General features: G+C 65.4%; 13 protein-coding genes. 7 read left to right on the top strand and 6 right to left on the bottom strand.

Annotation, left to right across the window (positions count from 1 at the left end; translation table 11 throughout):
- Window positions 1–29: 29 nt before the first annotated feature.
- A complete protein-coding gene (locus JGU72_RS10295) occupies window positions 30–1,517 on the top strand; it encodes a DUF7782 domain-containing protein (RefSeq protein ID WP_307828380.1) in 1,488 nt (495 codons plus the stop codon).
- 179 nt (window positions 1,518–1,696) lie between these two features.
- Entirely contained in the window at window positions 1,697–2,665 is a 969-nt protein-coding gene (locus JGU72_RS10290; RefSeq protein WP_199683793.1) for a sigma-70 family RNA polymerase sigma factor, read from the top strand.
- A 112-nt stretch (window positions 2,666–2,777) separates the two neighbouring features.
- On the opposite strand, the gene JGU72_RS10285 is transcribed toward JGU72_RS10290, so the two are convergent.
- Entirely contained in the window at window positions 2,778–5,429 is a 2,652-nt protein-coding gene (locus tag JGU72_RS10285) for a bifunctional acetate--CoA ligase family protein/GNAT family N-acetyltransferase (protein ID WP_374101101.1), read from the bottom strand.
- Window positions 5,416–6,684 (bottom strand): acetoin utilization protein AcuC, encoded by a 1,269-nt coding sequence (locus tag JGU72_RS10280; protein WP_374101100.1) that lies wholly within the window; start codon window positions 6,682–6,684, stop codon window positions 5,416–5,418. The genes JGU72_RS10285 and JGU72_RS10280 overlap by 14 nt, the downstream gene beginning before the upstream one ends.
- Window positions 6,685–6,831: 147 nt before the next feature.
- Between JGU72_RS10280 and JGU72_RS10275 the strand changes: the two genes are divergently transcribed.
- Together JGU72_RS10275 and galE are read left to right on the top strand one after the other, a co-directional pair.
- Window positions 6,832–7,518, top strand: coding sequence for a metal-dependent transcriptional regulator (locus JGU72_RS10275; RefSeq protein WP_199683789.1), 687 nt, complete (start codon window positions 6,832–6,834; stop codon window positions 7,516–7,518).
- A gap of 4 nt (window positions 7,519–7,522) precedes the next feature.
- Window positions 7,523–8,503 (top strand): UDP-glucose 4-epimerase GalE, encoded by a 981-nt coding sequence (gene galE / locus JGU72_RS10270; protein ID WP_199683788.1) that lies wholly within the window; start codon window positions 7,523–7,525, stop codon window positions 8,501–8,503.
- 17 nt (window positions 8,504–8,520) lie between these two features.
- Here the strand turns inward: galE and JGU72_RS10265 are convergent, their stop codons facing one another.
- The 4 genes from JGU72_RS10265 to JGU72_RS10250 form a co-directional block, all read right to left on the bottom strand.
- Window positions 8,521–9,648: a DUF4192 domain-containing protein gene (locus tag JGU72_RS10265; protein ID WP_199683786.1), complete on the bottom strand. Its 1,128-nt coding sequence runs from the start codon at window positions 9,646–9,648 to the stop codon at window positions 8,521–8,523.
- A gap of 161 nt (window positions 9,649–9,809) precedes the next feature.
- The gene (locus tag JGU72_RS10260; protein WP_199683784.1) at window positions 9,810–10,499 is read right to left on the bottom strand and encodes a hypothetical protein; all 690 of its coding nucleotides are present in this window, start codon (window positions 10,497–10,499) and stop codon (window positions 9,810–9,812) included.
- 114 nt (window positions 10,500–10,613) lie between these two features.
- Window positions 10,614–11,243 carry an MBL fold metallo-hydrolase gene (locus JGU72_RS10255; RefSeq protein ID WP_199683782.1) on the bottom strand — a complete coding sequence of 210 codons (630 nt, stop codon included), beginning with the start codon at window positions 11,241–11,243 and terminating at the stop codon, window positions 10,614–10,616.
- Window positions 11,240–12,325: an S-(hydroxymethyl)mycothiol dehydrogenase gene (locus JGU72_RS10250; protein ID WP_199683780.1), complete on the bottom strand. Its 1,086-nt coding sequence runs from the start codon at window positions 12,323–12,325 to the stop codon at window positions 11,240–11,242. Before JGU72_RS10250 ends, JGU72_RS10255 begins: the two co-directional genes overlap by 4 nt.
- Before the next feature lie 301 nt (window positions 12,326–12,626).
- Here JGU72_RS10250 and JGU72_RS10245 point away from each other — a divergent pair, with 301 nt between their 5' ends.
- From JGU72_RS10245 to JGU72_RS10235, 3 genes are all read left to right on the top strand, one after another.
- Window positions 12,627–13,571 (top strand): proteasome assembly chaperone family protein, encoded by a 945-nt coding sequence (locus JGU72_RS10245; RefSeq protein ID WP_199683778.1) that lies wholly within the window; start codon window positions 12,627–12,629, stop codon window positions 13,569–13,571.
- A gap of 99 nt (window positions 13,572–13,670) precedes the next feature.
- The gene (locus JGU72_RS10240) at window positions 13,671–14,693 is read left to right on the top strand and encodes an alpha/beta fold hydrolase (RefSeq protein WP_199683776.1); all 1,023 of its coding nucleotides are present in this window, start codon (window positions 13,671–13,673) and stop codon (window positions 14,691–14,693) included.
- Between the two features lie 39 nt (window positions 14,694–14,732).
- The gene (locus tag JGU72_RS10235) at window positions 14,733–15,767 is read left to right on the top strand and encodes an alpha/beta fold hydrolase (protein WP_199683774.1); all 1,035 of its coding nucleotides are present in this window, start codon (window positions 14,733–14,735) and stop codon (window positions 15,765–15,767) included.
- Window positions 15,768–15,794 lie beyond the last annotated feature (27 nt).

Genomic DNA, 15,794 nt, shown 5'->3' with positions numbered 1-15,794 from the left:
CCGCGGCGCGCGGGCGCAAGAATGCACGCGTGACCGACTCACCCGCATTGACCGACATCTGCGCACCACTGCGATCAGCATTACTGCGCAACAACTTCGACGTGGACACGATCGTCGACGTGCTGGGCCCCGCCGCGCATTCCGCTTTGGGCCGAGGTGAACCCGTACCGGCACGAAGGATCGCTCGCGGTAACGGTGAGCTCGGCACCCTGATCAGCCTGTTCCTCTTGGGTGACCCCTGTAGCAGCGACGCGGTCGCGGCCGCGCTCGAGCCACTGGACATCGACAGTGCAGTGCGCGCGGGCCTGTTCGAACGCGACGGCACGCTCCTGCGGGCCGCACTGGATCTGCGCCCGGTCGATCTCGGTTCCGGAACCCGATGGATCGTCGCCGACCTGGACGACAGTCTCACTCGCCGGACCCTCACCGAGGACCACGTGCTCGGGGTCGGCCACGCGTCGCACTCCCTCTTGCAAGCGACACCGACGGCACCCGTCGGCTCGGTACTCGACCTCGGCACCGGCTGCGGAGTGCAGGCGGTCCACGCGTGCGGCTATGCCGGAAGCGTCACTGCAACCGACGTGAGTGCGCGCGCACTGCGGCTGGCAGCGGCCACGGCAGCCCTCAACGAACTGGACATAGAACTGGTCGACGGCTCGTGGTTCGAGCCGGTCGCGGGCCGAACATTCGATCAGATCGTGGCGAACCCGCCGTTCGTCGTCGGGCCTGCCCGGATCGAGCACACCTACCGCGACTCCGGACTCGATCTCGACGGCGCAAGCCAGTTGGTGATCTCCCAAATACCCGCCCTGCTCGCCCCCGGCGGCACAGCCGCCCTGCTGGCGTCGTGGGTGCATCTCGAGGACGGCGACTGGCGCCGCCGCGTTTCGTCGTGGCTGCCGGATCACGGCATCGATGCGTGGATCGTGCAGCGCGACGTCGCGGATCCGGCTTTGTACGTCGGAACGTGGCTGCGCGACGCCGGACTCGATCCGCGCGATCCCGCAGCCCAGGAACGCGCCGAAGAGTGGTTCACGCACTTCGATGCTGCGGGAGTCGAAGGCATCGGATTCGGCTTCGTCTATTTGCGCCGGATCGACGGACCGACCGAGATCCTCGCTGAGGACCTGATACACGGCTTCGACGATCCGCTCGGCGTGGAGGCGCTTGCCTACTTCGAGCGGTCCGCATGGTTGCGGACTCACGACGTGCTCGAGGCCCAGTTCGTCGTGGACGAGACAACCGCACTCGAACGCGTCTTCCAACCCGGGGCAGAAGGGTGGAACGAGGTCGCCACCCGCGTGCACAGAGGCAGCGGGCCCAACTGGCGCCACGATATCGACGACATGGCAGCTGCCCTCCTCGCTGGAATGCGCAGCGACGGTCTGCAGTTGTACGAGTTGGTCGAACTCCTCGCGCTGGCGCACACCGGTGCGGAAGCGAGTGCCGAGTTCATCGAACAGGCCGCGGCGCTGACCCGTGCCCTCGTTCGGCACGGACTGATTCGGCCCAACTGAGCGGTTCGGCGTCCAATCGGTTCCCAGTCTGAGCGGCCGCTGCGGACTTCTCAGCAACTTCTCAGGCCTTCAGGCCGAAAACTGCACGTCAACGGGGTTTGAAGCGCTGAGAATCGGGAACTTTCGAGTTGTTCGGTCCGTTGATTCCTATGAGACACCACCGAATAGGGAGGCAAGTCATGACAGGCCCCAGCACAACTCGACTTCGCGCTAGCGACGGCGACCTCGACGCCCAGAGCCCCGCAGCTGATTTGGTACGCGTGTACCTGAATGGCATCGGACGGACCGCGCTGCTCACGGCCGAACAAGAGGTCGATCTCGCGAAGCGAATCGAAGCGGGCCTATATGCGAAGAACCTGCTTTCGACGGCAAAGCGGCTTTCCCCGGCCAAGAAGCGGGATCTCGCCGTAGTCGTTCGCGAAGGTGAAGCCGCGCGTGCACACCTGCTCGAAGCCAACCTGCGCCTCGTCGTCTCCCTGGCCAAGCGCTACACGGGTCGCGGAATGCCGTTGCTTGACCTCATTCAGGAGGGCAACCTCGGCTTGATTCGCGCGATGGAGAAGTTCGACTACGCGAAGGGCTTCAAGTTCTCGACGTACGCGACGTGGTGGATCCGCCAGGCGATCACCCGTGGCATGGCGGACCAGAGCCGCACGATTCGGCTCCCGGTCCACCTCGTGGAGCAGGTCAACAAGCTCGCGCGGATCAAGCGTGAACTGCACCAGCAGCTCGGCCGGGAAGCGACCGATGCCGAACTGTCTGCGGAGTCGGGTATTCCCGAGCACAAGATTGCCGATCTGCTCGATCACAGTCGCGATCCGGTAAGCCTCGACATGCCGGTCGGCAGCGACGAGGAAGCACCGCTCGGCGACTTTATCGAAGACTCCGAGGCAACCTCGGCAGAGAGCGCAGTCATCGCCGGCCTGCTCCACACCGACGTTCGGACCGTGCTGGCCACCCTCGACGAGCGGGAACAGCAGGTCATCCGGCTGCGCTTCGGCCTCGACGACGGTCAGCCGCGCACGCTCGACCAGATCGGCAAGCTCTTCGGGCTCTCGCGCGAGCGGGTCCGGCAGATAGAGCGTGAGGTCATGGGCAAGCTGCGTAAGGGCGACCGCGCCGAGCGGTTGCGCGCCTACGCCAGCTGACAGCTTCGAACAAGTGATGCGCTGTCGGTAGCGCAGGATCGGCGACAGTCATCTCGGTGCCGGCCGGGTCCACGAGACCCGGTCGGCATTGTTCATTTCAGGTCACGCGTGTTCAGCCCAAGCGGCGCGGTCCGGCGTCGAAATGCGTCGGTTCGGGCCCTATGCGCATCCGGGCGTAGAGAATCTCGGCGTCGGGTCCGGTCGCGAGAATCGGTTCGCAGACGAGTTCCCGAACCTCTGGAAGGTCCTCGCACATCGTCGAGATTCGCAGCAGAAGGTCCCGCAACGCCCCTGTGTTCGCAGCTTCGACCGTCTCCGAGCCCACCAGGAGCGGCGCGGCGCGCGGGGCGGAAACCAGTTCGGTCGCTTCGCTTTCCGTGAGCGGCAGCGCGCGGTAGGCACGGTCCCCGAGCAGATCGAGGATCTTCCCGGCGAGGCCGAACGAAATCACCGACCCGAACGACGGATCGTCTTGCACGCGGACCGTGCAGCCGATCCCCTTCCGGGCCATCCGCTGAATGTGCACGAGTTGATCTGCGGACACTTCTGCCAGGTTCTCGTAGGCCTTGCGGACTGCCGGCGGGTCGGTGAGGTCGAGCCGCACTCCGCCGAGGTCGGGCCGGTTTCGCCACATCGGTCCGGTCGCTTTTGCCGCGACGGGGTAGCCGAGTTCGTCGGCGGCCGCGACTGCCGCGTCCGGACCGGTCACTTCGCGAAAGTCGACGATGCCGATGCCGTAACAGGCGAGCAGTTCATTCGTGCGCACGTCGGACAACCAGCCCAGTTCGACGGTGTCGGCCTCCCAGGACAGCAGTAGGTCACGGGCCCGGTCGGGGTAGATGCCGTCGGGACGGACGATCTGAGACGGCGGATCGGCCAGCCACGCGGCGTAACGCCACACGTGACCGAGCGCCCGGACCGCCGTTTCGGGATCCGCGTACGACGGCACCGACCCTCGGGTGGGCGTCCCGTCGGGTCCGTAGACGGTCAGAATCTCGCGAATACCCTGCTCACCTTGGAAGTTGGTGATGACAGGCTTGCCCGAAGATGCGGCGATAACCCGCAACGGCGCGGCGAAGGGTTCCATCGGCATGGGAATAGGCGGCACGACGATCGCAAGCACGGCATCGACATGCCGAGAATCGACGGCCTTCCGCACAGCCGCGGTGAACTGCTCCGGACCGACCATGGGTCCGAGGTTGATCGGGTCTCTGACCTGCAAACCCGCTGTTTCCGCAGCATCGGCCGCCAGCCAGCCCAGCGCCGCGCTGTTGCCTACGATCGCGAGCCGCGGTCCCGCGGGCAGGGGCTGATAACCGACGAGCGCGCCGCAGTCGAACATTTCCGAGATCGATTCGACCGCGATCACACCGGCCTGGCGGAAGAGGTCCGCAGCGATCGAATCGTCCACGACCTCCGCTTGGCCTGGGCGTTTGCGCGCGCTACCGCGCCCACTGCGGATCGCGATGATCGGCTTGTTGCGCGAGACACGCTTGGCGATCCGCGAGAACTTGCGCGGGTTACCGAAGCTTTCGAGGTACAGCAGGACGACGTCGGTGTCGGGATCTGTGTCCCAATACTGCAGCAGGTCGTTGCCGGAGACATCGGCTCGATTGCCGGCGGAAACGAACGTCGACAGTCCGAGGTTACGGGCAGCCGCCTCCCCCAGAATCGCGGCTCCCAGCGGACCCGACTGACAGAAGAAGCCGACCCGCCCGCGCGCGGGCATCTGTGGCGCAAGGGTCGCGTTGAGCGAAACGGCGGGATCGTTGTTCGCGATTCCGAGCGCATTCGGGCCGACCAACCGCATTCCGTGTCCCCGTGCGTCGCGAACGAGGCGCAGTTGGGCCTCGAAACCTTCGGCACCCGTTTCCGCGAAACCCGCCGTCAGCACGATCAGGCCCTTCACGCCTTTCGCGAGGCAGTCGTCGAAGACGGATTCGATATCGGTGGCGGGAACTGCGACGACGGCAAGGTCCACGTCGTCCGGGATCTCCCGCACCGTCGCGTAGGCCCGGACGCCCTGGACCGACCGGTGCTTCGAATTCACCGGGTACACCGGACCGCTGAATTCGCCGCGCAACAGGTTTGCGAGCACGACACGGCCGACCTTCGTTTCCGACGCGGACGCACCGATGACAGCGATCGATCTCGGCGACAACAGGTTTCGCACGCTGCGCGCCTCGGATGCTCGCTCGCGGGAATTTCGCACCTGCAGGAGGGCTTCGCTCGGATCGATCGCGAACTCGAGGTGCAGAACCGATCCGTCGATACTGCGGCTGACCTGGTAGCCCGCGTCCTTGAACACCTTCACCATGCCGCGGTTCTCGGCAAGTACCTCCGCGACGAACGTCTCGATCCCGTTCTCTGCCGCCGCGCCGGCAAGGTGTTCGAGCAGGATCGAACCGAGTCCGCGGCCCTGGTGGTCGTCGGCGACGACGAAGGCGACCTCGGCGACCTCTTGGTCCGGCATGCCCTCGTACACGCCGACCGCAATGATCTCGTCACCGAGCAAGGCGATCAGGGCGACGCGGCGATGATGGTCCACGTGGGTCGACCGCTCGACGTCGCGTTCCGACATCCGGGGGTAGGGACCGAAATACCGGAGATATTTCGTTCGCGGCGAAAGCTTCTCGTGGAACTCGACCAGCCGACCGGCATCGTCGGGCGTGATCGGCCGCAGGTGGACCACGCCGCCGTCGGCAGCGAGCACATCCGCGAGCCAGTGCTCGGGGAACGGTTCGGTCTTGTCAGTCACGGGCATCATCCGGATCGAGGCCGAGCAACGGGAACGTGGCCCGCCGCGTCGCGAGTATGGCTTGGTCGATTCGCGACAACTCCCTGTCATGCTGCGCCACACCGGTTTCCCGTCCGCCGCCCGGACCGTCCCAGCGCTGGAACGAGATATCGGCGCCTTCGCCCATCGTGTCAGGCAACTGCACCTTCGGGGCCAATCTGTGGGCGTAATCGCGCCAACCCTGCGGGATTGCAGTGCCAGGATCGATGGTGCGGTCGAGTGTGGCGGCAATCAGATGGGTCCAGGACCGTGGCACGACACGCAGCAGACCGTATCCACCACCACCGACGGCGAGCCAGCGTCCGTCGGTGTACGTGTCGGCGAGATCGCGCATTGCCAGAAACGCCGCGCGCTGGCCGTCGACCGTCAGCGCGAGATCGGCGAGCGGATCCTCCCGGTGGGTATCCACGCCGCATTGGCTGATGATCAACTGCGGTTCGAACGCGGCGATCGCGCCCGGCACGACCGCATGAAACCCGCGCAGCCACATTGCATCCGCCGTCCCGGGCAGAACTGCGAGGTTCAGCGCCGTGCCCTGAGCCGCGCCGTAACCGACCTCGTGGGGGTATCCGGTACTCGGCCACAGCGTCGCCGGATGCTGGTGAATCGAGATCGTGAGCACCCTGGGGTCGGACTCGAACGCGTGCTGCACGCCGTCACCGTGATGGACGTCGACGTCGATATAGGCGATCCGGTCGAAGCCGTTCTCGAGCAGCCACGAGATCGCAACCGCCACATCGTTGTACACGCAGAAGCCCGAAGCCGAGTTCGACATCGCGTGATGCATCCCACCGCCGATGCTGACTGCTCGGCGCGTGCGGCCCGAGGCAATTTCCTGCGCGGCCCGCAGCGTTCCGCCGACGATGATCGACCCGGCTTCGTGCATCCGCGGAAAGATCGGGTTGTCCGCCGAACCGAGACCGTACGGCGGGTCGATCATGGAGCTGGGAACCGGCGACTCGCCCGCGTGTTTCACCGCTTCGACGTAGGCGGCGGTGTGAATGCGCAACAGATCGTTCTCGCCCGCCGGATCGGGCTCGATGACTTCCACCCCCTCGAGCAGCCCTATTTCGCGAGCCAGAACCATAGTCAGGTCGAGGCGCGCGGGATTCATCGGGTGCTCGGGACTCCACGAGTAACTCAGGTACTCCGGACTCCACACGACCGCGTTGTTAAGGTTTTGAACCAGTTCCGATTCCGGCGACGATGCCACGGAGATCACGCTACTGCGCCAACGGGAAGGCTCGCGGCACTTGCAGCGTTGAACAACCAGGATGTGCGTGATCCGGCTGCGCGACCGGCCCGCATGCGGAGCGAACCTATTTCCAGGTCGGACCAGTAGAATCGTGCAGGACGAAGGGGTGTGAGGGTGAAAGATCTTGTCGACACCACGGAGATGTACCTCCGTACGATCTACGACCTCGAGGAAGAGGGCGTGGTTCCACTTCGCGCCCGGATTGCCGAACGGCTCGAGCAGAGCGGTCCGACGGTAAGCCAGACGGTCGCCCGAATGGAACGTGACGGGCTGCTGCTCGTGGCAGGCGACCGGCACCTCGAACTGACCGCGAAGGGCCGCAACTTGGCCATTGCCGTGATGCGCAAGCACCGGCTGGCAGAACGACTCCTCGTCGACATCATCGGGCTGGAGTGGGATCAGGTGCATGCCGAGGCGTGTCGCTGGGAGCACGTCATGAGCGAGGAGGTCGAGCGCCGGCTCGTCGTAGTGCTCAACAATCCGACGACCTCGCCGTACGGCAACCCTATTCCCGGACTCGACGAACTCGGTGTCGAGAAGCCGGACTACGCGAACGATCACCTCGTGCGGCTGTCCGATATTCCGACCGGTAAGCCGACCGCGGTAGTGGTTCGCCGCCTCGCCGAGCACATTCAGGCAGACCCGGACGTGATTGCGCAGCTTCGCGAGGCCGGTGTGGTGCCGGATGCCCGTGTCACGGTCGAAACGCGGCCCGGGACGGTCACGATCACGGTCCCCGGTCACGAAGTATTCGATCTCTCCGACGAGATGGCGCACGCGGTTCAGGTCAAGCAGGTTTGACATAGTGAAACTCCTCGTGACCGGCGGTGCCGGCTATGTGGGTAGCGTCTGTGCCCAGGTGCTGCTCGAAGAAGGCAACGAGGTCGTCGTTGTCGACGACCTGTCCACCGGCAACCGCGACGCGGTTCCCGGTGGCGCCGAGTTCATCGAAGGTGACGTCGCAGACGTAGCCGGTGCGCTCCTGCTGGGCGGCGGTTTCGACGGAGTGCTCCATTTCGCTGCCCAGTCGCTGGTCGGTGAATCGGTCGTCGCACCCGAGAAGTACTGGTACGGAAACGTCGTCAAGACGCTCGACCTGCTCGAAGCGATGCGCGTTGCGGGGACACCACGCCTGGTGTTCTCGTCGACCGCGGCGACCTACGGCGAGCCCGAACGCACGCCGATCACCGAAGACGCGCCGACCCGTCCGACGAATCCCTACGGGGCGTCGAAATTGGCGATCGACCACGCCATCACCTCCTATGCGGTTGCGCACGGTCTTGCCGCGACGAGCTTGCGCTACTTCAACGTTGCCGGCGCGTACGGCGGCTTCGGTGAAAACCGGGTCGTGGAAACACATTTGATTCCGCTGGTCCTGCAGGTCGCGCTTGGTGTCCGCGAGAAGATTTCGGTGTTCGGAACGGATTGGCCGACGAAAGACGGTACGGCCATTCGCGATTACATCCACATCCGAGACCTCGCGCAGGCACACGTCCTGGCAATGCAGTCGGCTCAGGCCAGTACACATCGCATCTACAATCTCGGTAGCGGCGCGGGATTCACTGTGCGCGAAGTTATTTCAGCGTGCGAACGGGTAACAGGCCGGTCCATCGAGGCCCAGGACGCGCCCCGCCGAGCCGGTGACCCCGCCGTGCTCATCGCGTCCAGCGACAATGCGATTGCTGATCTCGGCTGGCAACCGCAGTACACCGACATCGACAAAATCGTCTCCGATGCATGGGAATTCACTCGATCTCTCGGTGACCGGCTGCACGCGCGGGCCTGATCCATGCGCGGGCTCGTTCACAGAGCCGGCGGCGGCAGCGTGACGCCGAGCCTGCGCGCGGCGGCGTAGCCCGCATCGACAAGTTTCTGCAGCGTGTGCGGACGCATCCCGTTCTGCAATGCAGCGTCGAGCATTCCGGCGAGCCTGTGCTTCGGGTTCGCTTGCAGCGCAGCGGTCAAGGCGACACCCGCGTACGGACCTTCGCCACGGACATAGGCGCTGAAACCGAGCAACGCTGCAGCCTCGGCCCTGCCATTGGCAGGCAACAACTTTGCCATCCGCAGCCACAGTTGCTCGGCGGCTTCGGCCTGGTCACCCGCGGCGAGCGCAAGCAGGGCATCGCGGACGTCCAGGTTTGCAACCGCGAACCAGAGTTCGGCAATCTCGGGTGCCAGCAACCGCTCCCCCGACGCCAGATTCGAGATTTGCCACAGCACGTGTTCGAGTTGTCGGCGGCTGCGGTCGTCGGGGTCTTCGCGAGCTTCCGCGAGGTCCACGGCGAGTACCGCGGAGTGCACACCGGCGGCTACGGCTCTGGCGACCAAGAACCGCTCCCGAGAATCACCCGGCGCCAGCATGTCGACAAGCTCGCCACGTGAGCGCCGAATCTGGCGGCCCTCCATGACGTGTGCCGCGGCGACGCTCGACGCTGCGGGGTCGGGCAACACGCCGAATCGAAAGTCGCCCCACAAGCTGGACCACGGGGCGCCTTCGTCGATCTCCTCGACGATGTACGCGCCGTCCAGCGCAGTACCGAATGCGTGCAATTGCTCGGCCAGTTGCTCGACGACCGCCACGCACGCTGCCGAATACTCCTCGTCCTCATGGTCGGCGGTGTCATCGACGATCAGTGCCACCGCTGCGCGGACGCCCTCACGGCCACACACAGACGCGAATCTGTCGATAGCCGCGTCCATCACGGGAGTCACGCCGCCGTCGGCGCTGCGCGGCAGCACGAGGTCGTGCCGCATCACGCCGCCCAGTCGCGAATTCCGCGGCCCGTGCAGGCACACCAGCACGAGCGACCGCTCGGGCGGGAACCCGAGAAGGGCCGGCACCGCGGCGAACAGTTCGCCGGGATCGGCAACGCGGAGCGGGGCATGGCGCCGGGATTTGCGCCCATCGGGTGAGGTCGAAGTTGTCATGCCACGACCATCGACTATCAGTACGACCACGACCGGCCGGCGACCTGGGGTTTCGGAAAACCTGTGGATAACTGCGACGAATGTGAAAATCTCGACACGCAGAGCCTCCGAACAGGTCGTGAGGACCCAACCGTGTCGGGCGCCTGTGCTAGGAGAAGCGGCTAAGCGGCATCGACCTTCGCCACGCTCTTGGTCAGCACGTCCTCGACCGCCTGCCGGTCGGGCTCCGCACCGGTGAACGACATGAACATCGACGTCACCCACACGTCGCCGACCTGCGCGACCAGCATGAGGACGGTCACATCGACGGTCCTGCTGCCCTGGCCCGACTTGACCGTCATGGTCATGTCCAATGAATCGTCCGCATCGACAGCGGGATCGGCGCCCAATTCGCGGTGTACCCGTGCCGTCGTCGTGTTGGTCGTCATCGTGATGTCGGGACAGCTTTCGACTTGTTCCCGAAAGCTCGCGACGGTCCGATCGGTTCTGATCACGCCGGCAGTCACCGTGGATTGCGTCTGCGAGTCGGTGCCGACGACATAGGCAGCCTTGCCGTCGTTCAGATCGGGCAGCGGCGCTGTGCAGCCCTCCGGTTCGATCCGGCCGCCCTGCGGAACGCCGGCCATCCCGAGACCGATCTGCTCACGCGGGACGACGACCGCACTGTACGGAGCGGGAAACTGATCGGGCGACAGTACGAGATCGTCCACGTCCGCGTCGATGTGCCGGCCAGGGCCGCCTGTGTCACCCGACGACAGGCCTTGCGCGACGGGGTCACCCGGCACGGACTGCGAGCATCCCGCCGCGAACGCGACGCACAAGACCGTCAGAACCAGTTTGTGGCGCACCATCACCGTGTTCGTCCTCCCCGTCCACGAGCCGACCCAGAGCAGGCCTCCTGACCCCACTGTGCCATCCGGAAAGGCGATCTCGACGCAGGCCGGACCGCGGCATCGCGCTTGTTTTCAGTGCCCCCGGGCGATCCACTCCCCCAGGTTCGGGGCTTCGTCACCGATTTTGGTGCCGTCACCGTGGCCGGTTCGCACCACGGTGTCTGCAGGCAGACTCAGCAGTCGCGAAGAAATCGAATCGAGAATCGTCGGGAAATCGGAGTACGACCTGCCGGTTGCGCCCGGACCACCCGCGAACAGGGTGTCACCGGTGAACACCTCCCCGGCCTCGTGCAGATACAGGCAGATCGAGCCGGGCGAGTGCCCCGGTGTGTGCATCACGATCAGCTCGGTGCCGGCAATTTCGATGCGGTCCTCGTCGGCGACCGGATGATGCGACCGGTCCGGATGCGTCTGCTCCCACAGCACGTCGTCGGCGGGATGCAGCAGAATCGGCGCGTCGAGCCGGTCTGCCAACTCAGGTGCGACCGTGATGTGGTCGTTGTGGGCATGCGTGCACAGGACCGCTTTCACACGGCGACCACCGACCGCGTCGATGATCGGCTGCGCAGTGTGCGCGGCATCGATGATCACGACTTCGGAATCGTCTCCGACCAGCCAGATGTTGTTGTCGACGTCCCACGTTCCGCCGTCGAGACTGAACGTCCCGGATGTGACGACACGCTCGATTCGAAACCCGCTCACAGCACTACCACCGATCGGAGAACCGCGCCGCTGCTCATCGTCGCGAACGCGGCCTCGACGTCTGCCAAACCGATCCGCTCGCTGACGAACTTGTCCAGCGGAATCCTGCCCTGCTGGTAGAGGTCCACGAGCAGCGGAAAATCGCGTTCCGGCAGGCAGTCGCCGTACCACGACGACTTCAGTGACCCGCCATGGCTGAACAGGTCGATCAACGGCATGTCGAGAGTCATTTCGGGAGTGGGAACACCGACCAGGACCACTGTTCCCGCCAGATCACGCGCATAGAACGCCTGCTTCCAGGTTTCGGGCCTGCCGACCGCGTCGACCACCACGTCCGCACCGAACGAGTCCGTGAGTGCTTGCACTGCTTCGACCACGTCCTCGACAGCGGCGTTGACGGTGTGCGTCGCGCCGAGGTCACGCGCCCAGGCGAGTTTGCGAGCGTCGAGGTCCACAGCGATGATTTTCGACGCTCCCGCCAAGCGCGCTCCGGCGATCGCCCCGCAGCCCACACCGCCGCAGCCGATCACGGCGATGGAGTCGCCGCGCCCGACGTTTCCGGTGTTGATCGCAGCACCGATACCGGCCATCACGCCACAGCCCAGCAGTCCGACCACGGCCGGATCAGCCTCAGGGTCGACCTTCGTGCATTGACCTGCGTGAACGAGTGTCTTCTCGATGAACGCGCCGATTCCGAGTGCCGGAGACAGTTCCGTGCCGTCCTCGAGCGTCATCTTCTTGCTTGCGTTGTGCGTCGAGAAGCAGTACCACGGCCGACCTCGCCGACACGCCCTGCACTGACCGCAGACGGCACGCCAGTTCAGGACGACGAAGTCGCCGACCGCCACGGTGTCGACACCCTCGCCGACCTCCTCGACGATGCCGGCGGCTTCGTGGCCGAGCAGGAACGGGAACTCGTCGTTGATACCGCCTTCGCGGTAGTGCAAGTCCGTATGGCATACCCCGCACGCCTGGACACGGACGACGACGTCACCCGGTCCTGGATCGGGAACGAGCACCGTCTCGAGCGATACCGCTTGTCCGCGTTCGCGGGAGATCACGCCTCGCACTCGATGGGTCACGATGTGCCTCCGTCTTTCGCTTTGTCGGCGTACGGCAACCGGCCCACATTCGACTCGTCGGGGTTGCCGCCGCGCGCTACGGGTAACCTGCTGTTCCAGGCTGCCACAGGTGCCGGGGACCGTCAGGCGAATTCCGTGTGTCGAGACGTCGCGCGGCGATCGGGCCCCGCCGCGGGAATGCCTTCACACTCAGCCGCGTTGACCGGAAAAGGTATTCGGGCGAAGTTCGCGCGTGCTGGAGCGTCACCACGTGCACGCAGATGAGGAACACTGGAGGTGTTCCGTTAGGAAGGGGCCGACCATGGACGAGCAGTCGAGCATGTACGAGCTGGAGTTTCCGGCGCCGCAGTTGTCCACTGCCGATGGCATGGGACCGGTGCTGGTGCATGGGCTCGAGGGCTTCACCGACGCCGGCCACGCCGTGAAGCTTGCGACCACGCACCTGCGCGAAAGCCTCGAGAGCGAACTTGTCGCGTCGTTCGATATCGACGAGCTTCTCGATTACCGGTCACGCCGGCCGATGATGACGTTCAAGAGCGATCACTTCTCGGACTACGCGGAGCCGCAGCTGAATCTGTACGCATTGCGCGACACCGTCGGAACACCGTTTTTGCTGCTCGCGGGCATGGAACCGGATCTGCGATGGGAAAAGTTCACCACGGCGGTCCGCATGCTGGCCGAACAGCTCGGTGTGCGGCGCAGCATCGGCCTCAACGCAATTCCGATGGCGATCCCCCACACGCGCCCACTCAGCGTGACCGCTCATTCCAACAACAAGGACCTGATCAAGGACCACCAGCGCTGGGCAGGTGAACTGCAGGTGCCGGGCAGTGCGTCGTCCCTGCTGGAATACCGGATGGCTCAGCACGGTCACGAGTCCGTCGGATTCTCGGTGCACGTGCCGCACTACCTCGCACAGACCAACTACCCCGAAGCGGCGCAGACACTGCTCGAGAACGTCAGCGCCAATGCCGAGCTCGAGCTTCCGCTCGCCGCACTGGGTGAAGCCGCTGCGCGGGTCCGGGAACAGGTGAACGAGCACATCCAGGGCAACGCCGAAGTCGAGGCTGTGGTCCAGGCGCTGGAACGGCAGTACGACACTTTCGTCGCAGCGCAGGAACAGCAGGCAACTCTGCTCGCAGGTGACGGCGAATTGCCGAGCGGTGACGAGCTCGGCGCCGAATTCGAAAAGTTCCTCGCCGAGCAGGGTGGCTACGGAGACAACCGCGGCATAGAGAGCGACTGAAAACCGAAACATCGAAGTAACCTGCGGCGACATTTCGCGACCCTCGTCCCTCATACGCTGTACGCACATGTAATTCGGCGTTGACGGCGGGAGGCGAGAATGCCTGATCCACGGACCAGGTCGCTGCGGCCCGTGCCGCACGGCGATACGCGCGTCGAGTTTCACACGATCCACGGCTACCGGCGCGCGTATCGCATCGCCGGAAGCGGACCCGCGGTTCTGCTGATCCACGGCATCGGCGACAGCTCGGCGGCGTGGATCGACCTGATCCCGCACCTCGCCGAGAAGTACACGGTCATCGCGCCGGACCTCCTCGGCCATGGCCGTTCGGACAAGCCGCGGGCCGACTACTCGGTGGCTGCCTATGCGAACGGGATGCACGATCTGCTCGCCGTGCTCGGGATCGACACCGCCACGATCGTCGGGCATTCGCTCGGCGGGGCTGTCGCGATGCAGTTCGCATACCAGTATCCGCAGAAGGTGGACCGGCTCGTGCTGGTGTCGACGAGCGGTGTCACCAAGGACATTCATGCGCTGCTGCGCGTGACATCGGTGCCGCTCGTCAGCCAGAGTCTGCGCCTGCTCGGCCTTCCGGGCGCAAAATTGGCAACCGGGATGGTAGGCAGCGCGCTTGCCCGGCTCAGGAGGACAGCTCTGCTGCCGGACGCGCTCGGGGACACTTCGGATCTGCTACGCATGCTCGGCGGCACCACGGACCCGACAGCCTTCCTCGCCTTCCTCAAAACGCTTCGTGCCGTGGTCGATTGGCGCGGTCAGGCGATAACCCTGCTCGACCGGTGCTATCTGAACGAGCATATTCCGGTGCAGATCATCTGGGGCGCAAAGGATTCTGTGTTCCCCGTGAGCCACGCGTACCTCGCGCACACGGCGATGCCGGGTTCCCGCGTCGAAATCTTCAACCGCACCGGCCATTACCCGTTCCTGGACGACCCGGTGAAGTTTCTCGGCGTCGTCGAGGAATTCCTCGCGGCGACCGAGCCTGCCCGATTCGAGCACGAGTCGTGGCGCGCGGCGCTTGCCTACGGCAGCGTCGCCGCGGAACCGGCTACCGCACTCGCAGTCGTCGACGCCGTCGGCGATGCCGAGCGCAGCGCCACCTGACGATCGCCCGCACAACCGACACGAGACGCAGGAGTCCCCATGGGAGCGCCACGACCGTTACGGCCCGTTACCGAAGTCGAACCGCGGCTGATCTTTCGGACAATCCACGGGTACCGTCGCGCCATCCGGATCGCCGGGGACGGTCCGCCGCTGGTGTTGCTCCACGGCATCGGCGACAACTCGGAGACCTGGCTCGACATCATTCCCCACTTCGCGACGAAGTACACCGTCATCGCCCCGGACATGCTCGGCCACGGCCAGTCCGACAAACCCCGGGCGGACTACTCCGCAGCCGCCTACGCGAACGGCCTGCGCGACCTCCTTTCCGTCCTCGGCCACGAGAAGGTGACCTTGGTCGGCCATTCTCTCGGCGGCGGCGTTGCGATGCAGTTCGCGTATCAGTACCCACACCTCGTGGACCGGATCGTCATCGTGTGTGCGGGAGGCGTGAGCCGCGAGATCAATCCGCTCCTGCGAATGTCGTCGGTACCAGTCGTTCCCCTTGTCCTGCATGCGCTCTCACTGCCGGGGGCAACGACGGCGCTGGACATGTTCGGCAGATTCCTGGCCGCGCTGAATGCGACGACGGGCACCAAGGGTGCCTCGCTTGCGCACGACGCGATCGACGTGGTCCGCGTCCTCGCGGCGCAGTCGGATCGCATGGGGCACCGCGCGTTCGTCAAAACGATTCGGGCGGTTGCCGATTGGCGCGGGCAGACGATCACCGTGCTCGACCGCTGTTATCTCTTCGAAGGCATTCCGGTGCAGATCGTGTGGGGTAGATGCGATGCGATCATCCCGGTCCGTCATGCGCACATCGCGCACGCGGCGATGCCGGGATCGACACTCGAAATCTTCGACGAGGCGGGGCATTTCCCGTTCCGTGACGACCCGATCAGGTTTGCCGGTCTGGTGCAGCGCTTCCTGGATTCCACGACACCCGCGCAATACGAGCAGGAGCGCTGGCGCGCCGCACTGTCCGCCGGACACGCGGTCGACAGTCGGCGGCCGCATCCATCGACCCAGCCTGCGCTTTTCGACGCGATGGCTGCGGCCGAGCGCAGCGCGACCTGAGGGGCGCCGCCCCTGGTGGGCTAGCCT

It is taken from the genome of Antrihabitans auranticaus, assembly GCF_016481275.1.
Taxonomy (GTDB): Bacteria; Actinomycetota; Actinomycetes; order Mycobacteriales; family Mycobacteriaceae; genus Antrihabitans.
Note: the sequence above shows the minus strand (reverse complement) of the source record. Positions and strands in the feature narration are given on the sequence as shown.